Origin of the sequence: Streptomyces sp. R-74717 (assembly GCF_047305335.1) — a bacterium.
Taxonomy (GTDB): Bacteria; Actinomycetota; Actinomycetes; order Streptomycetales; family Streptomycetaceae; genus Streptomyces; species Streptomyces atratus.
In genome coordinates this window covers 8,252,756-8,277,612 of sequence record NZ_CP102361.1, presented here as the reverse complement: position 1 = coordinate 8,277,612, position 24,857 = coordinate 8,252,756, and the positions used below count along the sequence as shown (strand labels likewise).

Below are 24,857 nucleotides of genomic sequence, written 5' to 3'. Positions count from 1 at the left end.
CATGTTGATGATCTTGGACTACCCGGGGCGCCGGCCGGAGGCCCCGGTCACCGCGCTGGGGCTCGACGGCATGGTCACGCTGCTGACCGACCCGCTGCCGGTCGAGGGCACCGGCCCCGCGTACGCGGCCCGACTCGACGACGGTCCCGATCCGATCCTGGCGTACTGCGCCGCGTCGGCGATCGCGGTCCACCTCGCCCGCCGGTCCGGGCGCCCGCGCCCCCTGGTCCTCTTCGATCCGATGCCGACCACCGACGACGACGTCGCCCGCGCCTATGCCGGCGCGGTCGCCCAGGTGCCGGGGAGCGGCGAGCCGCCGGTACCGATCGAGGAGCTGCCCGCCGAACCGGAGCCGTTCCTGAAGGCCGTCCGCGAGGACCTGACGCAGCGCGCGGAGACGGCCCTGCGGGCGCAGGGGCTGGGCGACGGCGCGATCGCCGAACCGGTCGCGCACTTCGCCCGGCAGCACGTGTCCTATCTCGCCTACCTGCTGGCGGCGCGGGGCGCGTTGCCCAAGGAGCCCATCGGGCCGATGCTCCAGGTTCTCTCCCACGACCACCCCGACCACCGGGACTGGCTCCCCGAGGGGGAGCTGACCACCATACGCGTCGGCAGCGACCGGGCCGGGCTCACGGCCCACGAGTCGACCAGGACCGGCGTTGTGTCGTTCCTGTCCGCGACAACGAGGAGGCAACACGCATGACGGGCGAAGAACTGCGCGCCGCGGTTCGGACGATCTGGCGGGAGGTGCTCGGGGCCGACGTCGACGACGACACCGACTTCTTCGACGCGGGCGGTACCTCGTTCGCCGCGCTGCGCATCATCGCGATGCTCAACGACCGGCACGGGACCCGGACGCCGGTGAAGGTGCTGTTCGACAACCCCCGGTTCGCCGACTTCGTCGCGGTCCTGGACAAGGAGCCTGAGCTCAGCCCGCGGAGCTGACGAGGTCGGCCGCGCAGCCGCCGCACCGGTTCGTCCGGGTGCGGCGGCTCACCGGTGACCAGCCGCAGCGTGCGCCGCCTCGCGATCAACCATCCGGACAGCTCTCACATGGACGCGTCGGACGAGACGACGTCTTGTGCAGGATCACGTCGTCGGGGCCGAGCGGGTACGCGCGCCGGGAGCACGGCCGGGACTGCGACGATCAGTTCGGGAACGCGCTCGATGACGACGGCCACCCGGGCGGCCCCCATTACCTTCTTGGGGCCCCGCACCGGGGTTCCCGGCCTCCGGGCCCGGCATGACTGCTCCCCCTGTTGATCGCATGGCAATGCCGTTTCGTCGGCCCGGTTCACCGTCTGCTTCATTCTCGCCATGTGTCTCTTCCCGCACTACGTCGGGCCGACGGACAAGATCTCGTGCCAGAAATCGGACGTGTTCCCGCCGCAGGGCCTGAGTCACGCCGAACATGATTCTTGGCGTCGCATCGCCTGGTCAACATCCTGTCTGAGCTGGACAATCGGGGCGACGCCTGTTGCGATGAGGACTTCCAGGCCATCGAGAAACAGGGGGCGTCCTTGTCTGTGCCGTTGACGGTCGACTTGTTGCATTCGGCGCTGTACGCGGGCGGGAACCCGTACGAGGTGTGGCGGGCCATGCGGGAGGTCGGCCCCGTGCACCACCAGGTGGCGAAGACCGGCTCGGAGTTCTGGGCCGTGGTCGGGCACGAAGCCGGCAAACGGGTGCTGACCGACTGGAAGGTCTTCACCTCCACCCGCGGCACGACGCTGCGCGAGGACGACAACTCCGCTCCGTACCCCGGTGCCGGGAAGATGCCGGTCCTCACCGATCCGCCGCGACATACCGATCTGCGCAGGGCTGTCGCCCCGTTGTTCACGCCGCGGGCCGTGGAGAAGCTGGGCGCGCTGGCCGGTGAGGTGGCGGGTTCGCTCCTGGCGGATCTGCGTGAGCGGGGCGGCGGCGATTTCGTCACCGATGTGGCCGCGAAGTTCCCCCTCGCGGTCCAGGCCGAGATCCTGGGCATCCCCCCCGGGGACATCCCGCTGATCTTGGATGCCACGGGCCGCTCCGTGGACGAGGCGGAACACGGGTCCGCCGGCCACCACGACGTGATGACGTACTACCTGAACGCGCTCGGCACCCGGCGGGGAGACGCTGGCCGGGACCTGATCGGCATGCTGCTGGAGGCCCGCGCGGGCGGCCTGCCGTTGTCGGACGAGGAGATCGTCCTGACCTGTGACAACATCGTGGTGGCCGCGAGCCAGACGGCTCGGCACGCCGCGAGCGGCGGCCTGTTGGCGCTGCTGGAGCACCCGGCGGCGTGGGAGGCGCTGCGCGAGGGGCGGGTCGGTGTCGACTCCGCCATCGAGGAACTGCTGCGCTGGACCGCGCCGGCCACGCACGTGATGCGCACCGCGGTGTGCGACACCGAACTCGCGGGCACCACGATCCGGGCCGGTGACGCGCTGGCGGTGTGGATCGCCTCAGCCAACCGCGACGGCACCGTCTTCGCCGACCCGGAGGAGCTGGTCCTGGACCGCCGTCCCAACCCGCACCTGGCCCTCGGCGCCGGCATGCACTTCTGCCTCGGCGCCGCCCTGGTCCGCGTGCTGCTGCGGGCGCTGTTGGAGGACCTGATCAGGGCCGACACGTCTCTGGCGCTCGCGAACCCGCCCGACTGGCAGTCCAACTGGGTGGTCAACGGCCTGCGCTCCCTGCCGGTGACGGTCGTCCCCGCCTGATCGGCCCCGGCCCCCGCCGTCGCTCCGCGGCGCCAGGCGCACTCCGTCATGCTCAGCGGTATTCCACGCGTGCCGGGAAGAACCTTCGGCGGCAAACGGCCGTAACCCACCGCGGACTTGATCGGTCTGCCGTTCAAGGCTCGCAGTCAGTCGGCTCCCTGTGACGCTCGGGCCGACGCGGCTGCGCAGCGTACAGCCCCACCCGTTCCGCGAGCGCGATCCGACCACCACAGGGAAGGCACCGTGAACAGCGAACTCCTTGTCTCCGACGCGAGCCACTTCCGGGTCGACTACGAGATCAACCCCTACATGGACACCACGATCCAGCCTGACACCGAGGCGACGCTCGCCGAGCACCAGGCAATCGTGGCCGCGCACCTCGCAGCCGGCCGCAAAGTCGAGTACCTACCGTCCGCACCGCAGTGCCCGGACATGGTGTTCACCGCCAACGCCGCCGTGGTCCGCGGCGACCGAGCCGTCCTGGGCTGCCCGCCGCCCCAGCGGAAGGCCGAGATCCCCTACTTCCAGGAGTGGCTGGCCGACCGGGGGTTCGAGGTCATCGAGGCGCCCTACGCGTTCAGCGGCCAGGGCGACGCGCTGGCCTGCGGCGACCTGCTGCTGACGGGGTACGGCCAGCGCACCGACGAGCGGATGCTCGGGGTACTCGCCCGCGAGCTGAACTACGAGGTGGTGCCGCTGCGCACGGTGAGCCCCCGCTGGTACGACCTCGACCTGGCCGTCGGTGTCATCGCCCCGGACACGCTGGCGTACTGCCCGCAGGCCCTCGACACGCTCAGCCTGCGGACCCTGCGCGGGCTCGGCGTCGAGCTGATCGAGGTGTCCGCCGAGGAGGCGGCGCGGTTCGCGCTGAACCTCGTCAGCGACGGAACCACCGTGACCATGGCCCAGGGCGCGCCGCGCCTCGCCGCCACACTGCGCGACCGCGGTCTGAAGGTGGTCGAACTCCACACGACTCAACTGGCAAAGGGAGGCGGCGGTATCCGCTGCACCGCCCTGACGCTGGACAACCCGCCGACGAAGCAGCGGTCCGAAGACTGAGCCCAACCGTGCAGTCGCCAAGTGGCGTAGCGATGGGGAGCTCAGAACTCCGCAGGTCAGCGAAGCCGAAAGTCCGGCGTCTCGACAGTGCTGCCGCTCCCAAGGCTGTGAGCAGCACGGAGAGCGCCCCGCTGATGCCGGCGAGGGCGACCGCGCAGGCAACGGCCGACGCCCTCCGCGCCGGACCCCCACCCCACCCTCTGGCCGGGGACATGGGACAAGATCTCTCGCCGGCGGCGGTGGGCAGGTCGGTGAGCGAGTAGTCGGTGGTTTCTCGGCTGCTGGGGCCGCTCCACCAGAAGGGGCCACTTGGACCGACCGTACCGACAGCACGGCGAAGTGAGGTCACACGTCCTTCGCTGCTCTGGCGCCGGGCGATCAGGGAATGGTCTGCCCCTAGGCAGCACTGGCAATCACCACTGGGGACCTCCGGCCCCTGCGCGAGCGCAGGACCTGGCCGTTGAGGATCGCCTACCCGAACCGTGCCGTCGGCGCGTGAAGGCCCGTCACCGCAAGACCGCGAGCAGGCACGAGTTCAAGTGGGGCGCTCATCCGCGCACCGTCCGGACCTGCGCACTCGGCATCCTGATGATCAAAGATGGCTGTCTTGACCGGCCCGGGGCGGTGAGCAGCGCGGCGGGGCGATGGGAGCCGTCATCAGAAGTCCCAGCCCTCGTCGTCCTCCGCCGGCGCCTCGGCGGCCTGCTCGGCGAAGGCGTGGCCGGCCATCCCGGCTGTCAGCGTGGTGCCGTCGGCCGGGTCGATGAGCAGGAAGGAGCCGGTGCGGCGGGAGTCGGCGTAGCCGTCGATGGGCAGCGGCTCGGCGGTGCGGATCACCACCTGGCCGATGTCGTTGGCGGCGAGCGAGCCGGGCGCCGGATACTGGGACAGGTCGTCCAGCGTGAGCCGGGACGGGATGTCCTTGACGATCGCCCTGACCGTGCGGGTGGCGTGCTTGATCAGTACGCGGGCGCCCGGGGTGAGCGGCCGGTCCGCGACATGGCAGACGGTGGCCTCGATGTCCTGGGTGACGGCCGGCGCGGAGCCGGTCGGGGCGATCAGGTCGCCGCGGGAGATGTCCAGATGGTCGGCCAGGCGCAGCGTCACCGACTGCGGGGACCAGGCGACGTCGACGCTCTCGCCGAGCAGGTCGATGCCGGTGATGGTGGTCGTCCGGCCCGACGGCAGGATGGTGACCTCCTGGCCGACGCGGAAGGAGCCGGCGGCGATCTGGCCGGCGTAGCTGCGGTAGTCGGGGTGCTCGGGGGTCTGCAAGCGGATGATGTACTGCACCGGGAAACGTGCCGGGCAGCCGGTCAGCTCGTGGCTGACCGGGACGGTCTCCAGGTGCTCCAGCACGGTGGGGCCGCCGTACCAGTCCATGTGCGAGCTGGGCTCCACGACGTTGTCGCCCTTGAGCGCCGAGATCGGGATCGCGGTGACCTCGGGCACGCCCAGCTTCGTGGCGTAGGCGGTGAACTCGTCGGCGATGGCGGCGAAGGTCTCCTCCGCGTAGCCCACGAGGTCCATCTTGTTCACCGCCAGCACGACGAGCGGCACCCGCAGCAGCGCGGCGACCGCCGCGTGGCGGCGGGTCTGCTCGACGACGCCGTTGCGGGCGTCGACCAGGACGACGGTCAGCTCGGCAGTGGAGGCGCCGGTGACCATGTTGCGGGTGTACTGCACGTGCCCGGGGGTGTCCGCGAGGATGAAGCGGCGGCGGGCCGTGGCGAAGTAGCGGTAGGCGACGTCGATCGTGATGCCCTGCTCCCGCTCGGCCCGCAGCCCGTCGGTGAGCAGCGCCAGGTCAGGGGTGTCCTGGCCTCTGCTCCGGGACGCGTGCTCGACGGCCTCCAGTTGGTCGGCCAGCACCGACTTCGAGTCGTGCAGCAGCCGGCCCACCAGCGTCGACTTGCCGTCGTCGACGGAGCCCGCGGTGGCGAAGCGCAGCAGCGTGGTCGCCGCCGGCTGTTTCGTGGTGCTGGTCATCGTCAGAAGTACCCTTCGCGCTTGCGGTCTTCCATCGCGGCCTCGGACAGCTTGTCGTCGGCCCGCGTCGCACCCCGCTCGGTCAGCCGGGAGGCGGCGATCTCGGCGATCACAGCGTCGAGATCGGTGGCGTCGGAGTCCACCGCGCCGGTGCAGGACATGTCGCCCACGGTGCGGTAGCGCACCATGCGCTTCTGCACGGGCTCGTCGTCCTTCGGGCCGCCCCATTCGCCGGCGGTCAGCCACATACCACCCCGCAGGAACAGCTCGCGCTCGTGCGCGAAGTAGATCTCCGGCAGCTCGATGCCCTCGCGGGCGATGTACTGCCACACGTCCAGCTCGGTCCAGTTGGACAGCGGGAAGACCCGTACGTGCTCACCGGGGGCGTGCCGGCCGTTGTAGAGGTTCCACAGCTCGGGGCGCTGGCGGCGCGGGTTCCACTGCGAGAACTCATCCCGCAGGCTGAACACCCGCTCCTTGGCCCGGGCCTTCTCCTCGTCCCGCCGTCCGCCGCCGAACACGGCGTCGAACCGCCGCTCGCGGATGGTGTGGGTCAGCGGCACCGTCTGCAGCGGGTTGCGGGTGCCGTCGGGACGCTCGCGCAGCTCGCCACGGTCGATGTAGTCCTGGACGGACGCCACATGCAGGCGCAAGGAGCGCTCGGCCACCACCCGGTCGCGGTAGGCAAGCACCTCAGGGAAGTTATGCCCGGTGTCCACGTGCAGCAGCCCGAACGGCACCGGCGCCGGCGCGAACGCCTTCAGCGCCAGATGCAGCATCACGATCGAGTCCTTGCCGCCGGAGAAAAGGATCACCGGCCGCTCGAACTCACCCGCCACCTCACGGAAGATGTGCACCGCCTCGGACTCCAGGGCGTCGAGGTGGGTGAGCACGCACGGCCCGCCCACCTCCTCGGCCACTGCGGTCGATGACGTCATGCGATGCCCTTTCTCTTCAGCAGATCCAGCAGCGCCTGTGCCGACTCATCCACGCTCTGCTGGTGAGCCGCGATCCGCAGATCCGGATCGGTCGGCGGCTCGTACGGGTCGTCCACCCCGGTCAACCCGGACAGCTCACCAGCGGCCTGCTTGGCGTACAGGCCCTTCACATCGCGATCGGAGCACACTTCCACCGGCGTGGCCACGTGCACCTCCAGATACGGCGTGCCGGACGCCTCGTGGCGCCGGCGCACCGCCTCCCGGCCCTCCGCGTACGGTGCGATGACCGGAGCGAGGGCGAGCACGCCGTTGGAGGCCAGCAGTTCGGCGACGAAGCCGATGCGGGTCACGTTGGTGTGGCGGTCCGCACGGGAGAAGCCGAGCCCGGCGGAGAGGAACTCGCGAATCTCGTCCCCATCCAGCACCTCCACCCGGCATCCGGCCGCGCGCAGCCGCCCGGCGGCCGCGGTGGCGATGGTCGTCTTGCCCGCGCTCGGCAGGCCGGTCAGCCAGACGGTGGCACCGCACTCCCACGGCCCAGAGCGAACCATGATCGGGTCAACCTCTTTCCCACTCAGAGAGTTTGGTCGGCAAGGCGTAGGTGTGTTGTGTGGGGCGCGCCAGGCACACTGGACCATTCATTGTGTTGAAGGGCAGCGCCCCGGGTGCCACCACCAGCGACCACGGGAACCCGAATCCACGGCAGGGAGAAGACGTTCGACCGGGCCGCACTGATACACCTCGCCTGGGAATTTTCTGAAAATCTTACTCCGACCGCCTGGTTCACCCTGAATTGCCAGTAAATGTCAATCAGGTCGAACAGGTACGAGCCGGGCACAATTTCAAGATCTGCATCGGTCTCCTAGGCCTTCTCCGCGAACCGGCCCACCTTGTCGATGACGTCCTCGCCGTACAGGCGCAAGGCCTGCTGCAGCGCGAACTCGGCCATGTAGCGGCGGAATTCGTCCACCGGCTCCTCGGCCAGGTTCAGCATCCGCCGGTTGGGCACGACCGCCGGGCCGCGCAGCCGGTCGACGGCGCGGGCCACGGCCGCGTCGATCTCCTCCGGCTCCACCACCTCGTCGATCAGCAGCCGGGCGTCCGGCTCCGTGGCCCGGATCCGGCGACCCTGCAGAATGACCTGCCGGGCGATCCGGGGTCCGGTGTGCCGGCCGAGCCGGAAGTTGCCGGCCCCGGGCACGATGCCCTCTCGGGCGGCGGGCAGGCTGAGATAGACGTCCGACGCGGCCAGCACGTGGTCGAAGACGAGCAGCAGCTGCGTGCCGCCGCCGATGGCGAACGTCTCGACGGCCGCCACCCACGGCTTCTCGACCGTGCGGGCGTGCCAGGGTGCGTCCTCGGTCCGAATCCCCCGCACGAGCTTGTGGATGTAACCGAGCTCGCGCCGCAGCAGGAACCCGACCAGCGAAATGTCCCCGGCGTGCAGGCTCTTGAGGTTGATACCCGCGCTGAACACCCGCCGGCCCCGGTAGCGCGAGTGGGTCATCGTGCCGCCGCGCAACACGCCCACCTTCACCCCCGGGTCGAGGAGCGCCAGGTCGACGGCGGTCTCCATGTCCTCGACCTGCTGGTCGTCCTCGGCGTTCAGGCAGTCGTCCCGGCACATCGTGAGATACGCCGCGCCGTCCCGCCGCTCCACCCGGACCGACTCCGTCTCGAGGACGCCCGTGCGGGTGAACTCCGGCAGCAGCCGCAGCGCCCGGGGGGTGGGCCGGAGCATCGTGTCGAGCAGATGCGAACCGGCCTGGGGTGAACCCAGCACGGCCCGCAGGAAGATGCCCTGGTCGATCTCGTACCCCTCCTTGTCCGCCTGCCGCCGGCCGCGGTCGGCCGCGAGCTGCCCGGCCGTCGGCACCAGCGCGGGGAACTCGGCCGCGGCGGCCTCGACGAGCTCCGCGATCCGCAGCCCCTCAGTGCCACCGGCCGTGAGGCGGTCGTACACGGCGTCGGCATGCGTCTCCAGGAAGCGCATCCGCAGCGTCCGCGCGGCGTCCTTCGCCGCGGTGAGCTCCGCCTGTTTCTCGGGCAGCCGCGAGCCGGGCTCCGGCATCACGGACACCAGTTCTTCGACGCGGCCGGCCGCCTCCCGCAGGGCCGGCCAGACCGGAACGCTCACGACGCCACCGCCACGGGCTTCCGCAGCACCCGGTCGCACGCGGCCAGATGCGGGCCGAGGGCGTCCTCGAAGCTGGTCGTCGCGGCGTCGAAGAGCAGCTGCCGGCGGATCGCGATCTCCTTGCCGGCCAGCCCGCTGACCAGCCCGGCGGCAGCTGCGAGCGCACCCGCCGGGTCGTCGGCCAGCTCGTCGGCGAGGCCGAGCCGCAGCGCCTCGGGAGCCTCGATGGGCAGCCCGAACAGCAGCGCGCGGCGGACCCGTGCGGCCCCGGCCAGCTGAACGAGTCGGTATCCGGCCATCCCGGGCCAGGTCGCCGTGCCGTCGCCGGACACCAGCAGCCGGGCGCCGGGCGTGACCACCCGGATGTCGCAGGTGAGGAAGGCGTCCAGGGCCGCGCCGCCGCAGTCGCCCGCCGCCACCGCCACGGTGGCGCGCGGAAGTCGCTCCAGCCGGCGCAGCGCCCGCTCCCACTTGCTGACCTTCATCACGTCGAGGCCGCTGGTCCACCCTTCGGCCGGGGCACCGCTGACCCGCACGACGACGACACCGGAACCGGCCCGGTCCTCGGCCGCGTCACAGACCGTCTGCACGGCCTTCACCGTCGCCGCCGACGGCGGCTCGGTGCCGTCGATCACCAGGGTCAGCACTTCTTCCATGACTTCCTCCGCGTTCACCACTGAACCAGCGCCGTTTCGATCGTTGAGCCGGGCCCCATGGTCATCAGCACGCCGTACTCACCGGGCCGGGCGACTCCCTCGTCCAGGAGCCGTTCGTACGAGAAGAGGAACGAGCCGCTCGACACGTTGCCGTAGTCGCGCAGCACACCGACGGTGTGCCGGACGTCGTGCCGGGTCAGCCCGAGGTTGACCACGACGGCGTCGATGACCTTCTTGCCGCCGGAGTGCACCAGCCAGTGGGCGATGTCGCTGCGGCGCAGTCCGGTGTCCGCCAGCAGCCGGTCCACAACCAGCTCGGCGTGGGCGCCGACCACATAGGGGACCTGCGGGTCCAGGAAGAAACTGAAGCGGCCCTGCTCCCGGTCCCAGTCGTAGCGCATGGCGTCGACGGCGTCCGGGATGATGCAGCTGGCGAACTTCAGGATGTGCGGGCCCTCGGGAACGGCCGCCTCGTCCGGGGCGGGGCCCGAGCGGATCGCGATCGCGGCGGCACCGTCACCGAAGAGGCTGTTGACGACGGCGGTGCGCATCGTGGAGTCCATGGCGTAGGCGGCGGAGCAGGCCTCCGCACAGAGCACGACGGCGAGTTCGCCGGGGTGGGCGGCGGCCCAGCCGGAGACCACGCCCAGGGCGTTGAGGCCGGCGTTGCAGCCCATGCCCACGATGTCGGAGCGGCTGCAGTGCCGGTCGATGCCGAGTTCCTTGATGAGCAGGGCGCTCAGTCCCGGGGTGAGAAGTCCGGTGGATGTCACGCAGCACAGGTGGCGCAGATCGGAGAGTTCGGCCCCGGCGCGCTTGAGGCAGGCGCGCAGTGCCTCGGCGCCCATCTCGATGGCCTTGGCCTTGTGCTTGTCGAGGAGGTCGCCCTGTGGCTCGTAGACGCGGCCGCCCGCGCCGTCCGACGGCGGGAGCGTCAGATGGCGGCGCTCGATGGCACTGTTGAGGAAGACCGAACGGATCTTGGGGTCGGTGATCTCGAAGGCGTCGAGCACCTCCTGCTGGGTGTACGAGGTGGGCGTCACCGCCGTACCCACGCCCAGGGCGCGGGGCCGCAGCTCGGCTGCCAGGGTCATCGGAACGTCCACCCCCACATACGCGGCTTGCTCCGCGGTCGTCGATTCCGACTCGGTCCGGACACGTGCACGACCTCTCTCGCTGGGAATTGCGCTGTCTGCACTGCTGGTCAGAGCGCCGCGCTCTGCGCCTCGACAAAGCGCGCGAGCCTCGCGGTGCCCTCTTCGATCTCGGCAGGCGTCAGATAGCTGGTCGACAGCCGGATGCCGTGGTGGCCTCCGGTGCCGGGATAGAAGTGCGTCATCGGCGTCCAGATCACGCCGAAGTCCTCTGCGGACGTGGTCAGCTGGGCGTTGTCCACCCGGAACGGGACCCGCATGGTGAGGAAGAAGCCGCCGGTCGGCTCGTTCCAGCGCACGCCGAGGGCCTCGCGGCGGTCGGCGGGCAGCCGGGCGTCGAGCTGCCGCAGCATCTCCCGCATCGCGTCGCCGTAGTAGGCGGCTGCCTCGGCGTTCAGCTGCGACAGCCGGCCCTGGGCGCCGAGCAGCGCGCCGGCCACGGCCGCCTGACTCAGCGACGAGGTGTTGACCGTCACCATGCTCTTGATCTTGGCGAGTTCGTCGGCCAGCAGATGCTCGCCGCCCCCGGCGTTACGGACGCGCTGGTCGGCGACGACGAAGCCGACCCGGGCGCCGGGAAAGACCGTCTTGGAATACGAGCCCAGATGCACCACCCGGCGCGCCCGGTCCCGGGACTTCAGGGTCGGCAGCGGCGTGCCGGGGCTCACCAGCCGGTACGGGCTGTCCTCCAGCACCAGGAAGTCGTACCGCTCGGCGAGCTTCAGCAACTCCTCGCGGGCCTCGGTCCCTATGGTGTTGCCGGACGGGTTGGAGTGGTCGGGCACCACGTAGAACGCCCGGGGGCGGCGGCCGTTCGCCAGCTCCTCCAGCACCGCGGCCTCCAGATCGGCGGCACTGAACCCGTCCTCGCGCTCCTCCACCGGGCGTACGGCCACGTCGAGCAGCCGGGCGGCGCCGGTGATTCCGACATAGCAGGGGCTGGAAACCAGCAGCACGTCGTCGGGGCCGGCGATGAGCGCGCGCAGCACCAGCAGCATGGCCTCCTGGGCGCCGACGGTCACCACTATGGACTCGGCCGGCACGTCGGTGTCCTCGTCTGCCCGCAGCGAGTCGGCGATGATGCCGCGGATCAGCCCCGCGGTCGGCCCGTACTGGTACAGCGCGGTGCGGATGTCGTCCGTCGAGCTGCCCTGCTCCGCCAAGTGGTCAAGATAGCGGCGGATATGGGCGAAGACCTGCTCGGTGTCGAAGAATCCGTCGTACGGCCGCCCCGGTGCGAACGAAATCGCGTCCGGATAGCGATGGGTCACCTCGTTGAGGAAGTTCATGGTGTCCAGCACCGGCTCGGAAACACTGCCGTGCAGCTCTGCCATTTCCAGCCAATCCCGCGAACGGGTGTCGGTGGCAATGGTGATTCCTGGCATGAAATTCCCCTGGGCGCCAATGAATTGAGGCTGATTGAGGCCTCAGCATCACACGATCACTCGTGCTTCGCCAATGCCGTCCAAGTGCTTTGCCGACGCCGTCCCAGCTGTTTCGCCGGCGCCGTCCAACCGGCCGAACTGCGCGCTTGGGCCGCCTTGCCATGCGCTGTCTTCCCGGCACCGATTCAGCCGGTATGACGTCCCATCCGTCGGTGCGGGGCGAGGTGGTCAATGTCGCCCGGGCCCGCCGCGCTCTGCCGCGCCGGTGCCGCTGCGGTGGACAGCACGTCGAGGACGAGGACCGGGGCGGCACAGGCCGGGAGCGCCACGGTGCTGCGGGTGACGACCAGGATGAGCGAGATCCGGTCGGCAGGCAGCGTGGGATCCACTGGCAGATGGCAGGCACCGACCCTGAGGATCGCCAAGAAGGTGACGACGAGTGCAGCGGAGCGCGGCAGCACGGCCGCGACCGGGGTCTCGGGACCAGCCCCCCGGGCGATCAGCAGCCGAGCCAGTCGGTTGGCGCGCTCGTTGAGCTCCTGGTACGTGAGCTGGACGTCGTCCGCGACGACCGAGGGCTCGTCCGGGGTGCATGCGGCCTGGGCGGCGATCCGCTCGACGAGGTTCTGCCCGGGCAGGGCGACTGCCGGGCCGTTCCAGTCGGCCAACAGGGCAGTCAGCTCACCGGGGTGAGGGGACAGGGCGCGGAGACCCGCTGCCCGGGGTCGGCCACGACCGTCGTGAGCAGCGTGGCAAAGCGGTCACTGATCCGCTCGACCGTCGACGCATCGAACAGGGCGGTGTCGTACTCGATGTAGCCGGTGATGCCGACGGGGCGACGCTGGTCGTCGTACTGCTCGGTGATGCTGAAGAGCAGGTCGAATTTCGAGGTCGACGTGGCCTCCTCGACGACCGAGACGTCGAGGCCAGGCATCGCGAACTCGTAGCCGGTGACGTTCTGCAGGACGAGCATGACCTGGAAGAGCGGGTGCCGGGACAGCGAACGGGCCGGGTTGACGGCCCCCACGACCTGCTCGAAGGGCACGTCCTGGTGGGAATACGCGCCCAGGGCTGTCTCCCGCACCCGGGCGAGCAACTCGGTGAAGGAGGGGTCTCCTGACAGGTCGGTACGCAGGACGACAGTGTTGACGAAAAAGCCGACCAGGTCGTCGAGTGCCGCGTCGCCGCGCCCGGCCACCACGCTGCCCAGGGGGATGTCCACCCCGGCGCCGAGCTGGTGCAGCAGCATCGCAAGTCCGGCCTGCATCACCATAAATGGCGTAGCGTCATGCTTTCGCGCCAACTCAACGATGGAAGCGAGTAGTTCAGCATCAAGGCAGAGCGGGAGGGCCTCGCCCTGGTGAGTGCCGTCCGCGGGGCGCGGTCGGTCGAAGGGCAGGGCCAGCTCGTCCGGTGCACCGTCCAGGGCGTCCTTCCAGTACGCGAGCTGACGCCCGGCGAGGCTGTCGGGGGAGCCGGGGTCGCCGAGGAGCGTGTGTTGCCACAGCGTGTAGTCCGCGTACTGCACGGGAAGCTCGGACCACGCCGGGGCTTCGCCCGCGCGCCTGGCCGCGTAGGCGGTTGCCAGATCACGGCTGAGTGGCGCCTTGGACCATCCGTCCGAGGCGATGTGATGAAGTGTCAGCACAAGCACATGCTTGCGCTCGCCCAATACGAACAATTCGGCACGCAGGAGCAGGTCGGCCTTCAGGTCGAACGGCCGGCGGCCGGCCTCCCGTACTGCGGCGTCGAGCTCCGCCTCGTCGAGGTCCCTGACGGGCAGGACGAGGTGCAGGTCGGCCGGGTCGAGCACCACCTGGTACGGCTCGCCGCCCACCTCCCCCACGACGGTGCGCAGGCTCTCGTGCCGGACGATCACATCCCGGACCGCCTCCTGAAGCGCGTCCCGGTCCAGGTCACCGGTCAGCCGCAGGACAACGGGCAGGTTGTACAGAGGGGAAGGGCCGTCCCACTGTTCCAGGAACCACATCCGGTGCTGGGCGGCGGACAGCGGGACACGGGCGGGGCGCCCGTTCCGGGCAAGCACCGGGCGCCGGACCTTCGTGTCCTGCGCACGGAGCAGCGGAAGCAGTGTGGCAACCGTCGGGGCGCCGAAGAGCAGCCGGATGGACACGTCCGCATCGAAGGTGGTCCGGAGCTCGCCGATCAGCTGGGTGGCGAGGAGGGAGTGGCCGCCGAGGTCGAAGAAGTTGTCATCCATACCGACCCGCTCGATACCGAGGGCCTCCGCGAAGAGCGCGCAGAGTTTCTCCTCATCCGGGGTGCGCGGGGCGCGGTAGGCGGCGGTTGCGGTGAATTCCGGTGCGGGCAGGGCCCGGTAGTCGACCTTCCCGTTCGGGGTGAGGGGGAAGGCGTCCAGGGCGACGAAAGCGGCAGGGACCATGTACTCGGGCAGGGCAGCCGCAACGTGGTCGCGCAGCGCGCCGGCATCGATCGCCTTGTCGCCGACGACGTAGGCCACCAGCCGCTTGTCACCGTTGGCCTCCCGGGCCGTGACCACGACCTGGGTGAGCCCTGGGAACGTCGACAGGACGGTTTCGATCTCGCCCGGCTCGACGCGGAAGCCGCGGATCTTGACCTGCGCGTCGGCACGGCCGAGGAACTCGAGCATGCCGTCCGGGTTCCAGCACACGATGTCGCCGGTGCGGTACATGCGGCTGCCGACCGGCCCGTACGGGTCGGCGACAAAGCGTTCGGCGGTGAGACCGGGGCGGTGAAGGTAGCCGCGGGCCAGGCCGGCCCCGGCGATGTACAGCTCACCGGGGATGCCGACGGGGACCGGGGTCAGGTGCTCGTCCAGGACGTACGTGCGCATGTTGTCCAGCGGGCGGCCCATGGGGACCCGGTCGGCGACCTGGGCAGCGTCGGTGTAGGCGTGCTGGGTGGCGAACAGTGTGGTCTCGGTGGGGCCGTACGTGGCGCGCACCACAGTGCCGGGGCAGGCCTGAAGGATCCGCCGCACCGCGACCGGGGAGATGATGTCGCCACCCGTGGACACTTCGCGCAGCCCGTGGAAGGTCTCCGGGGCGGCCTCGGCGATGGTCCGCAGCAGGCCGGCGGTCATCTCGACACTGGTGATCTTCTCCGTTTCGAACAGCTCTCGCAGCCGGGGCGCGGACACATCATCAGCACCGGCGATGACCGAGGTGGTGCCGCGCAGCAGCGGCATCCACAGGCCGTGCAGTGAAGCGTCGAACGCATACGGGGCGATCATCAGGACCCGGTCGTGATGCCCGGTGTCGAACAGCGAGTCCTCCACCAGATCCGTCACATCACGGTGGGTGACGGCGACGCCCTTGGGCACCCCGGTGGAGCCGGAGGTGAACATCACATACGCCAGCTGGTCCGGCGCACACACCACCCTCACCGGCCGGAGCGCAGCCCTGGCGCGTACCGGCTCGTCCACCCGCACCACGGTGAAATCGCCCTCGGGAAGTCCCTGGGCGGCCATCACCGCATCGGTCAGCAGCACCCGTGCGCCCGTCTGACGGATGATCCATTCCATCCGCTCGGTCGGGAACCCGGTGTGCAAGGGCACGTAACAGCCGCCGGCCTTGAGAACACCCAGAAACGCCACCGGGACATCCACACTACGGTCGGTCAGCACCGCGACCGGTGCCTCCCGGCCCACCCCCAGGCCGATAAGGACATGCGCCAGCGCATCGGAGCGCCGATCCAACTCCCGATACGTCAGCTCACGCCCCGCGGAACGCACCGCCACCGCATCGGGAGTACGCCCAACTTGCTCATAAAACCGCCCGTGAAGGGAAAGCGAATCACGCATCTGGTTCGACTCCACATAATGCTCGAGACGGCGGTCTGCAAGCGTCAGAGAAGAGGGAAGTCCCAACTCCTGCTTCGGCGGGAAAAGAGCAAGTGTCGCAACGAATAACCAACCCTGAGGTGGAGCCGACTCTGTTCCATCGCCCAATTCGGAAAGGCTTTCAGCGGCACATGAATCACCGTCAACCGGAGATCTTGGTGACGTGCGCCACAAGACCATGAACGACTGGGAGTGTCAACGTAACCGGTCTGTACGGCACTTGCACAACGGCTGAGTAGATAGCCGCGCGGGATGCCGAATTGACCCCATTGGCACGTTCGTTGGAGTACTTATTCAACCGGCCGGGGCGCCCGACGAGACCGGCTTTGCCACCAAGCCGGAGCTGGCCATCGCCATGCTCGGGCACGCCCTCGCGGCCGACGCGCCGTTCTCCTGGTGCCGGCGGATGCCCGGCTACGGCCGCGACCCGCAGCTTCGGGCCTGGCGCCCCGACCATGCGGTGCCGTACGTGTTCGGCGTCCCGGTCGACCTCCCCCTCGACGGCCAACCGGGCAAGCCGCGCCAGCCGGTCGTCAAGCACGCCGACGACCTGCTGCGCTACGCGAAGACCTGCGACCAGTGGGAGCGCCGTTCTTTGGGCGACGGCGCCAAGGGCGGGCGCATCTACTCGAGTAACGCCCGGAGGCTGAGACCGTTCGCGCCCTGGCCCGAACCTCGGCTCGTCCGGTTACGCCTTGCCGACCAAACTCTCCGAGTGGGAAAGAGGTTGACCCGATAAGAGCCATCCTTCAACTTGCCTGCCAAAATGGATAGTTGCATATCGATCCCGCTGTTCAAGCGAATTCCGGAACCACTTGGACAGCAGGCGTGAGCGTTCTTTGGCCGGACTTGGACGCCGACGAGAACATCACCGGGACATGGGTGGCCGAGACGGGTCTTTCCCGGTCCGTCGCCGCACCCAGGGCGCGAGCGACAGTGCCCCGGCCATCTCCCGGACAGGCGCCGGCCGGCCTCCTCCCGTGCCCTGGGGCCACCGGCCCCAGGGCGCTGCACATCCAGCCCAGCTTTTCGGGGCGTCACTCGGTAGGAGAAGGGAGGAATCCCTGCTGTATGGCGAGCACCCCTGCCTGGAAACGGCTGCGCGCGCCCAGGTGGGTCATGAGGCTGGATGTAATGCGGCGGGCGGTACGTGGTGACACCGCGAGGCGCTTGGCGATGGCCTCGTCGGTGTGGCCGAGCGCCAGAAGTCTGAGCGCCTCGGCCTGCTGACAGGTCAGCTCTCCAGGGGCCGGGTGCACGGGTGCCTCAAGCTGCTCCGCAGACTGCCACATGCTCTCGAACAGACTGTGCAGCGCTGTGACCATCCCCGGTGAGCTCACTTGAACAGCTCCGGCGGCGGTATCGTCGGCGTTGGAGGCGATCATCGCGAGTTTACGGTCGTAGATGATCATCCGGTTCGGCAGCGACGGGACGGTGCGTACCTCGCATCCCTGTTCGGTCAGCCAGCGCGCGTGATCCATGGTGGGCCGGTCGTTCCGAATGCTGTTCAGGTAGACCGTGCGCATCTGTACGCCACGCCTGAGCAGTTGCTGGTTGAGCGGCCGGGACGCCTGCATGTTCTCCCGCTTCTGCGGGCCGCCGGGCGCGAATGTGAGGAGTTCTTCGGCTACTTGATCGTTGAGGACCGTCAGATGGTCACGGATGGCGTCCAGCCCTACGAGGTATTTGACCTCGGCCCCGTCGGCGCCGGGAGGCTGACGTCCGTCGTAGTCCAGGATGAACTTGGCTGCTGCGGCTTGCGCTGCTTCCAACCTCTCCTGGTGTTTGGCGAGTTCGGAGCGCTGTTGAGCGATCAGGATCTCCATGCCCACGTGCGGACTGACCGCGTACAGATGATGGGGGGATTCGACCGACGTGCGTACGAGGGCCAACTCGCTGAGGCGGTCGAGGGCGCCCCGGACGACGTGCTCCGGCAGGTCCAGTCGGCGGCAGATATCAGCTACGCCTTGCGTTCTGTCCAGCAGGGCGATGTAGACGGACTCGATGAGCGGCTCCAAACCGAGTGAGCCCAGGGAACCCGGATGTATTGCCTCTGTGTCAACCACGCCGCCCCCGCTTTGATGTATTCAAGACATTCCCGACGGGGGGTTGAGTTTATGAGATCAAGCTGCAACAAAGCAAGAAGCTGCCGGAGTTGAACGGAGTTGATTCATATGTACCCAGTTGGCCACCTGTGTACTCTCAGGGCACGCAGACCGCGGCCGGGATCAGCCCGGCGGCTGCGGAATAGCATCGTCCGGCACCAGGCATTCGGATGGCAAGGACATCTATGTTTCTCGTCCACGTATCTCTCCGGCCGCGTTGGCCCGATGCAGTAGTACCGTCCTCGGCTGCGAAGTCCATCGCCCGATCCTGTGCCGGCCGGGACGGATTCGAGCATGTGAGCGTGCACCCGGGTACGCTGCCCCACCCAATCGTCGGCTTCTACGTGCATGCCGACTCGCTGAAGGAGGCGGAGGCGGCGGCCCTTTCCCTGTGGTGCCATGCCAGCTCAGCCGTCGCGGAACTGCGGGCCTGGGAGCTGGTTCGTGCCGAGATCCCCTTGTTCAGGCCTGACATCGAGGCGGGCCCGGCCCGAGGGCAGGGGTGGACGGAGTAGGTCATGGCCGGTTTACCTCCCGCCTGCCTACTTTTCTTCTCCTTGCGCTGACGGCAATCTCTTGCGTGTCAGCGAGATCCAGTCAAGGAGAAGGGGTATCCGATGTCCCGCCTGATTCCGCGCAAAGTCTTTCGGAGCATGATTCTGACCGGTGTTCTTGCGATGGCGACCGGATTTGCCGTGCAGGTCGAGTACGCCGACTCCCGAGCGCTGGAAGGTCAGCCGACTGCCGGTTACTCGGAGACATCCTCGGCTGGTGAGAACGACCATGGATGGCAGTGAAGTCAACCACTTGTGAATCGGACTGGCTTCGTGCGATGGGAGTGGCTGTGGACCGAGCAGACTCAGATTATTTGATCAAGCTGCAGCAATCCATCCTCAAAGAACTGCCCGTTGAGCGAGTCCCGGTGGAACTTCTTCGGACTGGTTTCTCCCCGCGGGTACACGGTGAAGACGCCGACCACATCCGGATCCTCGCCGAGACCGCCGACGAGCTCCCGCCGATCCTCGTGCACCGCGCAAGCATGACCGTCATCGACGGCGCCCACCGGTTGCGCGTGGTCGAGCTCCTGGGGGAGGACCGCATCGCGGCGCGGTTCTTCGACGGTGATCAGGAGGACGCCCGGCTCCTTGCGGTGGCAGCCAACATCGCACACGGGCGCCCACTGTCCACGACCGACCGGACGGCTGCCGCGATGCGGATCTTCACCTCGCATCCGCAGTGGTCCGACCGGGCCGTCGCGGCGGTCGCCGGCCTCTCCCCGAAGAAGATCGCGCGGCTCCGCAAGGAGATGGCGCTGCCGCAGTCCGACAGCAGAGTCGGGCGGGACGGCCGGGTCCGGCCCATCGACTCCGCACGCAGACGGGAACGAGCCGGTGAGCTGATCCGGAACAATCCCAGCTTCTCCCTGCGGCAGATCGCGGCGGAGGTGGGTCTGGCCCCGGCGACCGTCGCGGACGTGCGCAACCGGATCCAGCGCGGCGAGAGCCCGGTACCGAGCGGCGTACGGGGTCGCGTGGCTCAGGCCGCGGAGGCCGGGAGACACACGCCGGCGGCGGAAGCGGTTCCGGTCCGGGCGCCCGCGACCGGGGCCACCATCACCCGGCTGCCGGCCACACGGCGGCGTGCTGTTGCCGATGAGAAGACGCTGGTCATGGCCCTGGAGGACGTCAGGAAGATCACCGGCATGCTGACCCGCGACCCTTCGCTGCGTCACAACGCCTCGGGGCGCTCCCTCCTGCGCCTGCTCGACGTCTGCACACTGATCACCCGGGACCGGCAGAAGATCGCCGAGACGGTGCCCGCGCACTGCAAGGAGTCTGTGGCGCGGCTGGCTCAGGGATACGCCGGGATGTGGCGGTGGCTTGCCGAAGATCTGGTGCAGCAGGTCGAGGAGATGCACGACCTGGGCGAAGATGACGGGTCGCTCAGCGCGTAAATTCCGCGCAGAGTTCTTCTCCCTTTCCGGGCGAGGTAGGTATTGAACCACCCCGTGTCGAACAGAGAATCGATGTCATGGAGGGGTCGGAGTCATGGCGCGACCTTCCTCCTATCCACTTGAGCTGCGGCGACGTGCGGTGCGCATGGTGCCGAGGTCCTGAAGGACTACCCGATCGAGTCCGGCGCGCTGAAGGCGGTCGCCGCGAAGCTCAACATCGGGTCGACCGAGACACTGCGCAACTGGGTGCGGCGCTGGACGTGTCGCCTACGGTGTTACTGGAAGGGGGGCCACCCGGCACATCCGGTCCGGGTCCGTCCGGCGGCACCGGGGCGGGATTCGTGGAGGTTCAGGATGGACATGATCCATGTCCGCGCGGTGAGCCCGCCGGACCTGACCGACCAGGTGGTGGTCCTGCTCGCCGATGATCCATGTGTGCTGAATCTGATCGTCCAGCCGGGTGCGGTACGCAAACCGGACGGCGACGGCATCGCCTGCGACGTGCTGACGGGCGCGGCCAACGAAATCCTGCGCAGCCTGCGCGCACTGCACCTGGACCACCGCGGCTCCATCGACATCGAACCGGTGGACATTGCCTTCTCCGGCCGGACCTCGGGCCACTGACCCGCGCACCGGTCTGGGAGCAGGTGGAGGCACGCATCCGCGCCGAGGGCACGTACGCGCCGAGCTTCTACCTCTACCTCGTCATCGCGGGGATCATCGGTTCGGTCGGGATCGTCACCAACTCCCAGATCCTGATCGTCGCGGCGATGGTCGTGGGCCCCGAGTACGGTGCCATCGTCAGCATCGCGCTGGGTATCGACCAGGGCGACCGGAGCAGGATCCGGCGGGGGCTCCTGGCGCTGTTCACAGGCTTTGCGCTGACAATCGTCGTCACCTTTCTCTTCAGTCTTCTGGTCCGCGGTTTCGGCCTGGAGTCGGCCGCGTTCGATGCGGGGCTGCGGCCCGTCTCCAACCTGATCAACACCCCCAACTTCTTCTCGGTCGCCGTGGCTGCGCTGGCAGGCATCGTCGGCATCGTGTCCCTCACCGAGGCCAGAACGAGCGCCCTGCTCGGTGTGTTCATCTCGGTCACGACCATCCCGGCCGCCGCGGACGTCAGCGTCTCCACCGCGTTCACGAGCTGGCCCGAGGCATGGGGCTCGCTCGTCCAGCTGCTGGTCAACATCGCGGTGCTGATCGTGGTGGGCACGGCCGCGCTCAGATGTCAGCGGGCGATCTGGCGGCGGGTCGGTCTCCGGCACGACCCGCCGACTCGGCGGTAGCGGACCGATTACGGAGTGTGATGCGCGAACCGTCCAGATGATGCCGGAACCGGCCCGACCCGCGATGATCGGACGGAGGACGCACGGTGCAGAGCAGCCAGGAGGGTCTCGGATGCCCCAGAACACCACCTCGAACCTCCGCACCGCACCGCACGCGACACCAGAACAGCGAGCTGCTCGCGGCAAGGCGGCCCGGCGCGACACGCCACGCTCCAGCCATGCACCAGGGACCCCGGGATCAGGGCCCAACTGTGCGGGGACGCCCACCTGCTGAACTTCCAGCTGCTGGCCTCGCCCGAGCGGAACCTGCTGTTCGTGTGACCGCATTGTGCTAACTCCTTGTGGACGCTTGCGGAACAGCATGTTCCAGATGGGTTCCGACGCTGAGGAGACAACGATCATGCCGGCCACCACCACGGCGCCACCGGACCCCTTCACACTGATCCGCACCCGCGCTTACGCCACGCTCCTCGTGGTGGCAGCGCTTCTCGGAATCCCGATCTCGGCGGTGGCGTTCGGGTTCCTCGCTCTCGTCGACAGACTCCAGTCGCTCACCTACGACGATCTGCCCAGGGCGCTGGGCTTCACCGGCACGCCCTCCTGGTGGCCGGTGCCGCTGCTCGCCGTGGCCGGCCTGCTGGTCGGGCTGACCGTCCGCCACCTCCCCGGGAAGGGCGGCCACCGACCCGCCGACGGTCTCATGAACACAGGGGCGCCCTCGGCGGTGGAGTTGCCCGGCATCGCATTCGCGGCGCTCGCCTCGCTGGGTGTCGGCGCCGTGCTCGGTCCCGAGGCGCCGCTCATCGCGCTCGGCGGCGGTCTGGCCGTGTACGCGGTGCGTCTGGTCAAGCCCGGCATCAGCCCCAAGGCGAGTGCCGTGGTGGGAGCCGCGGGGAGCTTCGCCGCCATCAGCGCACTGCTGGGGTCTCCGCTCCTGGGCGCCTTTCTCCTGATGGAGGCCTCGGGGCTGGCCGGGATGTTGCTCGGGATGGTCCTGGTGCCGGGACTGCTCGCCGCCGGCATCGGAGCGCTCATCTTCACCGGTCTCGGCTCATGGACCGGCCTGGGGACGTACTCCCTGGCTCTCCACCATGTGCCCCACGCCGAGGAGCCCGACATCGCGCAGTTCGGCTGGGCGGTCGTGCTGGGCCTCGCGGCAGCCATCACCGGCGTGGGCATTCAGCGGCTCGCCCTGTTCCTTCAGGCTCGGGTCGAGCGGCGGACGGTGGTGGCCACCATGGTCATGGGCCTGGTCGTCGGCCTGGTGGCGTTCGTGTACGCGCAGGGCACGGGAAGGGACGCATCCGGGGTGCTGTTCTCCGGGGAGAGCGCGCTCGGCCCGCTGCTCTCCCAGAGCGCGGGCTACTCGGTGGCCGCGCTCCTGGTGCTCGCCCTGTGCAAGGCGCTGGCGTACTGCGCGTCCTTGAGCAGCTTCCGGGGAGGCCCCGTCTTTCCGGCGATGTTCGTAGGGGCGGCGGGCGGGCTCGCGCTGTCCCATCTCCCCGGACTGAGTCTGGTGTCGGGCTTCGCGATGGGCATCGGTGCCATGTGCGTGGCGATGCTGAAGCTGCCGATGACCTCGGTGCTGCTGGCCACCTTGCTGCTGGGGTCCGAGGGCCTCACCGTCATGCCGCTGGTGATCGTCTCGGTCGTGGTCTCCTATGTCGTCACGCTCAGGCTCACTCCGTCATCGGCCGCCCTGCCCCCGGCACCCGACGCTCCGACGGGTGCCGGCTCCCGACCGGATCGAGGATGACGGGCAGGCCGCGCCTCAGGCCCTTTGCTCCTCCTGCGAACCCGCGCAGAGCGCCCAGAGGATGAAGACGTTGATGGCGACGAGCACGATGGCCCAGAACGGGTAGAAGGGCAGCCAAAGGAAGTTGGCGAGTGCACCCAGGCCTGCGAGCACGAGGCCCACGTCGCGTGCCCATGCGGCCCCGGTGAACAGCGCGCAGCCGGCGAGGACTATGAGGATGCCCAGAATGAGCTGGATCCAGCCCCAGCCGGTGAGGCTGAACTGGTACACATAGCTGCGTGTGGCGACGAAGACGTTGTCCTTGGCGAGCGCGGCGATCCCTTCAAAGATCGCCATCGCTCCGCCGAGGATCATCAGAACCGCCGCAAAGACGGTCCAGCCGTACCGGAAGGGATGATGCGAACTCGGGGTGGCGTCACGCGCCACACTCGGCCCGGTGCTGGCACTGGCCATATCGGCCTCCTCGGGTAGCAGAGCAACCCGGCAGACCCGAGTGGGCCCGCCGGGACCTCCCCGAACAAGCGTGACACGACAGCACCCGGTCAGCAGAACAACCACGTCCGGCCGTCACCCATGACACAGTCTTCTCCGATCAGGGATATTGTCTCTGCTGTGAGAGAATTCGAAGGGGCGGAGCCCGGCACCATCGACGCCCGGCTCGCCGTGCGGCTGGGCGAACTGCGTACCGAACGCGGCTGGTCGCTGGATGAGCTCTCCCGGCGCAGCGGGGTGAGCCGCTCCACGCTGTCCCGGCTGGAGCGCGGCGAGTTGAGCCCGGCCGCCTCCCTTCTCGGCAGGTTGTGCACGGTCTACGAGCGGACGATGTCCCGGCTGCTGATGGAGGTGGAGGCGGAACCACCGCAGCTGGTTCCCGCCGCGCGGCAACCGGTGTGGCGCGACGAGGCATCGGGCTTCGTACGCCGCTCGGTCTCGCCGCCGCACACCGGTCTGCGCGCGGAGGTCATCGAGGGCACTCTCGGCGCCGGGTCCGCCATCGCGTACGAGAACGCGCCCGTGCCGGGTGTGGAGCAGCATGTCTGGGTGCTGGAGGGGACGGTCGAGATCACCGTCGACGGCACCGTGCACACCCTGCACAGCGGCGACTGTCTGCGCTTCCGGCTGCGCGGCCCTTCGCGCTTCCAGTGCCCGGGGCCCGAGCAGGTCCGCTACGCCCTGATGATCGTCCTGCCGTGAATGCTGTGAAGCCGTGAAAGGACCCGTCTCATGACCGAGATCGTCCCGGTCTCCGGACCCGAACTGGTCACCTACGCCGATGAGTTGGCCGCCCTCCTGGTGGAGACCGTGAACGGCGGATCGTCGGTGGGATTTCTCGCACCGCTGGACCGTGACGTGGCCGCCGCCTGGTGGCGGGAGAGGGCCGGGGCCGTCGATGCCGGACACCTTCAGGTCTGGATCGCCCGGGATGCGGAACGGCTGGCCGGGACCATCGGCCTGGTCCGGCCTCCGCTGCCGAACGCCCGTCACCGTGCGGAGGTGGCCAAGCTGATGGTCCGTCCGTCGGCCCGCGGCCAGGGTCTCGGCAGGTCGCTGCTCGCCGCCGCCGAGCGGTCGGCCACCGACACGGGAGTCACACTGCTGATGCTGGACACCGAGAGCGGCAGTCCTGCCGAACGGCTCTACCGTTCGGCGGGCTGGGCGGAGTGCGGATCGATTCCGGACTACGCCAGTGACCCGGCTGGGGTCCTGAAGCCGACAACCCTCTACTACAAGGTGGTCGGCTTCGCGCAGGGAGCATCGGATCGGCCGACGAGCCCGTCCACGTTCTTGTAGGCAACACCCTCTCGGCTGAATCCGGGCGATCGGGATCGTGCCGATCAACTTGTGGGCGTGACAATGACGGTGGAAGTCACCCTCACAAGGAGAACCAC

General features: G+C 69.1%; 23 protein-coding genes and 2 pseudogenes. 13 read left to right on the top strand and 12 right to left on the bottom strand.

The window, feature by feature from the left end:
• Nucleotide 1 precedes the first annotated feature (1 nt).
• The 4 genes from NRF20_RS38060 to NRF20_RS38045 all read left to right on the top strand — a co-directional run bounded on the left by NRF20_RS38060 (nt 2) and on the right by NRF20_RS38045 (nt 3,764).
• On the top strand, nt 2-703 hold the full coding sequence (locus NRF20_RS38060; RefSeq protein WP_398630839.1) for a hypothetical protein: 702 nt from the start codon (nt 2-4) through the stop codon (nt 701-703).
• Nucleotides 700-945: an acyl carrier protein gene (locus NRF20_RS38055; RefSeq protein ID WP_398630838.1), complete on the top strand. Its 246-nt coding sequence runs from the start codon at nt 700-702 to the stop codon at nt 943-945. Before NRF20_RS38060 ends, NRF20_RS38055 begins: the two co-directional genes overlap by 4 nt.
• A 473-nt stretch (nt 946-1,418) precedes the next feature.
• Nucleotides 1,419-2,705: a cytochrome P450 gene (locus tag NRF20_RS38050; RefSeq protein ID WP_413754042.1), complete on the top strand. Its 1,287-nt coding sequence runs from the start codon at nt 1,419-1,421 to the stop codon at nt 2,703-2,705.
• Between the two features lie 243 nt (nt 2,706-2,948).
• Nucleotides 2,949-3,764, top strand: coding sequence for a dimethylarginine dimethylaminohydrolase family protein (locus NRF20_RS38045; protein WP_398630837.1), 816 nt, complete (start codon nt 2,949-2,951; stop codon nt 3,762-3,764).
• A 657-nt stretch (nt 3,765-4,421) separates the two neighbouring features.
• On the opposite strand, the gene NRF20_RS38040 is transcribed toward NRF20_RS38045, so the two are convergent.
• The 9 genes from NRF20_RS38040 to NRF20_RS38000 all read right to left on the bottom strand — a co-directional run bounded on the left by NRF20_RS38040 (nt 4,422) and on the right by NRF20_RS38000 (nt 15,828).
• A complete protein-coding gene (locus tag NRF20_RS38040; protein WP_413754041.1) occupies nt 4,422-5,753 on the bottom strand; it encodes a sulfate adenylyltransferase subunit 1 in 1,332 nt (443 codons plus the stop codon).
• Nucleotides 5,754-5,755: 2 nt separating this feature from the next.
• On the bottom strand, nt 5,756-6,691 hold the full coding sequence (gene cysD / locus NRF20_RS38035; RefSeq protein ID WP_398630835.1) for a sulfate adenylyltransferase subunit CysD: 936 nt from the start codon (nt 6,689-6,691) through the stop codon (nt 5,756-5,758).
• The gene (cysC, locus tag NRF20_RS38030; protein ID WP_398630834.1) at nt 6,688-7,242 is read right to left on the bottom strand and encodes an adenylyl-sulfate kinase; all 555 of its coding nucleotides are present in this window, start codon (nt 7,240-7,242) and stop codon (nt 6,688-6,690) included. Before cysC ends, cysD begins: the two co-directional genes overlap by 4 nt.
• A 311-nt stretch (nt 7,243-7,553) precedes the next feature.
• A complete protein-coding gene (gene dpgC, locus NRF20_RS38025; RefSeq protein ID WP_398630833.1) occupies nt 7,554-8,828 on the bottom strand; it encodes a (3,5-dihydroxyphenyl)acetyl-CoA 1,2-dioxygenase DpgC in 1,275 nt (424 codons plus the stop codon).
• Nucleotides 8,825-9,484 (bottom strand): enoyl-CoA-hydratase DpgB, encoded by a 660-nt coding sequence (dpgB, locus tag NRF20_RS38020; RefSeq protein WP_398630832.1) that lies wholly within the window; start codon nt 9,482-9,484, stop codon nt 8,825-8,827. Before dpgB ends, dpgC begins: the two co-directional genes overlap by 4 nt.
• A gap of 14 nt (nt 9,485-9,498) precedes the next feature.
• Nucleotides 9,499-10,578 (bottom strand): 3,5-dihydroxyphenylacetyl-CoA synthase DpgA, encoded by a 1,080-nt coding sequence (dpgA, locus tag NRF20_RS38015; protein ID WP_398630831.1) that lies wholly within the window; start codon nt 10,576-10,578, stop codon nt 9,499-9,501.
• A 110-nt stretch (nt 10,579-10,688) separates the two neighbouring features.
• Entirely contained in the window at nt 10,689-11,972 is a 1,284-nt protein-coding gene (locus tag NRF20_RS38010; RefSeq protein WP_266363795.1) for a PLP-dependent aminotransferase family protein, read from the bottom strand.
• Between the two features lie 236 nt (nt 11,973-12,208).
• A complete protein-coding gene (locus tag NRF20_RS38005) occupies nt 12,209-12,691 on the bottom strand; it encodes an AMP-binding protein (protein ID WP_413754040.1) in 483 nt (160 codons plus the stop codon).
• A gap of 8 nt (nt 12,692-12,699) precedes the next feature.
• Entirely contained in the window at nt 12,700-15,828 is a 3,129-nt protein-coding gene (locus NRF20_RS38000; RefSeq protein ID WP_413754039.1) for an amino acid adenylation domain-containing protein, read from the bottom strand.
• 394 nt (nt 15,829-16,222) lie between these two features.
• On the opposite strand from NRF20_RS38000, the gene NRF20_RS37995 reads away from it, so the two are divergent.
• Complete coding sequence (locus tag NRF20_RS37995) at nt 16,223-16,606, top strand: hypothetical protein (protein ID WP_413754038.1); 384 nt, start codon at nt 16,223-16,225, stop codon at nt 16,604-16,606.
• A gap of 298 nt (nt 16,607-16,904) precedes the next feature.
• On the opposite strand, the gene NRF20_RS37990 is transcribed toward NRF20_RS37995, so the two are convergent.
• Nucleotides 16,905-17,933 (bottom strand): helix-turn-helix transcriptional regulator, encoded by a 1,029-nt coding sequence (locus NRF20_RS37990; RefSeq protein ID WP_413754037.1) that lies wholly within the window; start codon nt 17,931-17,933, stop codon nt 16,905-16,907.
• A 335-nt stretch (nt 17,934-18,268) separates the two neighbouring features.
• On the opposite strand from NRF20_RS37990, the gene NRF20_RS37985 reads away from it, so the two are divergent.
• Nucleotides 18,269-18,487 carry a hypothetical protein gene (locus tag NRF20_RS37985; RefSeq protein ID WP_413754036.1) on the top strand — a complete coding sequence of 73 codons (219 nt, stop codon included), beginning with the start codon at nt 18,269-18,271 and terminating at the stop codon, nt 18,485-18,487.
• Between the two features lie 102 nt (nt 18,488-18,589).
• Complete coding sequence (locus tag NRF20_RS37980) at nt 18,590-18,769, top strand: hypothetical protein (RefSeq protein ID WP_398630824.1); 180 nt, start codon at nt 18,590-18,592, stop codon at nt 18,767-18,769.
• Between the two features lie 62 nt (nt 18,770-18,831).
• Here the strand turns inward: NRF20_RS37980 and NRF20_RS37975 are convergent, their stop codons facing one another.
• Complete coding sequence (locus tag NRF20_RS37975) at nt 18,832-19,002, bottom strand: hypothetical protein (protein WP_398630902.1); 171 nt, start codon at nt 19,000-19,002, stop codon at nt 18,832-18,834.
• Between NRF20_RS37975 and NRF20_RS37970 the strand changes: the two genes are divergently transcribed.
• The 4 genes and pseudogenes from NRF20_RS37970 to NRF20_RS37955 all read left to right on the top strand — a co-directional run bounded on the left by NRF20_RS37970 (nt 18,952) and on the right by NRF20_RS37955 (nt 22,968).
• Nucleotides 18,952-19,926 carry a ParB N-terminal domain-containing protein gene (locus NRF20_RS37970; protein WP_398630898.1) on the top strand — a complete coding sequence of 325 codons (975 nt, stop codon included), beginning with the start codon at nt 18,952-18,954 and terminating at the stop codon, nt 19,924-19,926. The two genes, NRF20_RS37975 and NRF20_RS37970, sit on opposite strands and share 51 nt — an antisense overlap.
• Nucleotides 19,927-20,280: 354 nt before the next feature.
• A pseudogene (locus NRF20_RS37965) lies at nt 20,281-21,212 on the top strand (DUF389 domain-containing protein).
• A gap of 112 nt (nt 21,213-21,324) precedes the next feature.
• Nucleotides 21,325-21,527: pseudogene (locus NRF20_RS37960) on the top strand (DUF2252 family protein); the annotation flags it as partial.
• A gap of 55 nt (nt 21,528-21,582) precedes the next feature.
• Nucleotides 21,583-22,968 (top strand): chloride channel protein, encoded by a 1,386-nt coding sequence (locus tag NRF20_RS37955; protein WP_413754035.1) that lies wholly within the window; start codon nt 21,583-21,585, stop codon nt 22,966-22,968.
• Nucleotides 22,969-22,983: 15 nt separating this feature from the next.
• On the opposite strand, the gene NRF20_RS37950 is transcribed toward NRF20_RS37955, so the two are convergent.
• On the bottom strand, nt 22,984-23,421 hold the full coding sequence (locus tag NRF20_RS37950; protein ID WP_413754034.1) for a hypothetical protein: 438 nt from the start codon (nt 23,419-23,421) through the stop codon (nt 22,984-22,986).
• A 120-nt stretch (nt 23,422-23,541) separates the two neighbouring features.
• On the opposite strand from NRF20_RS37950, the gene NRF20_RS37945 reads away from it, so the two are divergent.
• Together NRF20_RS37945 and NRF20_RS37940 are read left to right on the top strand one after the other, a co-directional pair.
• Nucleotides 23,542-24,162: a helix-turn-helix domain-containing protein gene (locus tag NRF20_RS37945; protein ID WP_413754033.1), complete on the top strand. Its 621-nt coding sequence runs from the start codon at nt 23,542-23,544 to the stop codon at nt 24,160-24,162.
• Nucleotides 24,163-24,192: 30 nt separating this feature from the next.
• Nucleotides 24,193-24,759 carry a GNAT family N-acetyltransferase gene (locus NRF20_RS37940; RefSeq protein ID WP_413754032.1) on the top strand — a complete coding sequence of 189 codons (567 nt, stop codon included), beginning with the start codon at nt 24,193-24,195 and terminating at the stop codon, nt 24,757-24,759.
• Nucleotides 24,760-24,857: the final 98 nt, after the last annotated feature.

Excerpts from the sequence above, each read along its gene's own strand:
- NRF20_RS38060 (WP_398630839.1), top strand. The coding sequence starts at position 2 with ATGTTGATGATCTTGGACTACCCGGGGCGCCGGCCGGAGGCCCCGGTC.
- NRF20_RS38055 (WP_398630838.1), top strand. The coding sequence starts at position 700 with ATGACGGGCGAAGAACTGCGCGCCGCGGTTCGGACGATCTGGCGGGAG.
- NRF20_RS38040 (WP_413754041.1), bottom strand. The coding sequence starts at position 5,753 with ATGACCAGCACCACGAAACAGCCGGCGGCGACCACGCTGCTGCGCTTC.
- cysD (WP_398630835.1), bottom strand. The coding sequence starts at position 6,691 with ATGACGTCATCGACCGCAGTGGCCGAGGAGGTGGGCGGGCCGTGCGTG.
- cysC (WP_398630834.1), bottom strand. The coding sequence starts at position 7,242 with ATGGTTCGCTCTGGGCCGTGGGAGTGCGGTGCCACCGTCTGGCTGACC.
- dpgB (WP_398630832.1), bottom strand. The coding sequence starts at position 9,484 with ATGGAAGAAGTGCTGACCCTGGTGATCGACGGCACCGAGCCGCCGTCG.
- dpgA (WP_398630831.1), bottom strand. The coding sequence starts at position 10,578 with ATGACCCTGGCAGCCGAGCTGCGGCCCCGCGCCCTGGGCGTGGGTACG.
- NRF20_RS38010 (WP_266363795.1), bottom strand. The coding sequence starts at position 11,972 with ATGGCAGAGCTGCACGGCAGTGTTTCCGAGCCGGTGCTGGACACCATG.
- NRF20_RS38000 (WP_413754039.1), bottom strand. The coding sequence starts at position 15,828 with ATGCGTGATTCGCTTTCCCTTCACGGGCGGTTTTATGAGCAAGTTGGG.
- NRF20_RS37995 (WP_413754038.1), top strand. The coding sequence starts at position 16,223 with ATGCTCGGGCACGCCCTCGCGGCCGACGCGCCGTTCTCCTGGTGCCGG.
- NRF20_RS37980 (WP_398630824.1), top strand. The coding sequence starts at position 18,590 with ATGTCCCGCCTGATTCCGCGCAAAGTCTTTCGGAGCATGATTCTGACC.
- NRF20_RS37955 (WP_413754035.1), top strand. The coding sequence starts at position 21,583 with ATGGGTTCCGACGCTGAGGAGACAACGATCATGCCGGCCACCACCACG.
- NRF20_RS37950 (WP_413754034.1), bottom strand. The coding sequence starts at position 23,421 with ATGGCCAGTGCCAGCACCGGGCCGAGTGTGGCGCGTGACGCCACCCCG.
- NRF20_RS37945 (WP_413754033.1), top strand. The coding sequence starts at position 23,542 with ATGACACAGTCTTCTCCGATCAGGGATATTGTCTCTGCTGTGAGAGAA.
- NRF20_RS37940 (WP_413754032.1), top strand. The coding sequence starts at position 24,193 with ATGACCGAGATCGTCCCGGTCTCCGGACCCGAACTGGTCACCTACGCC.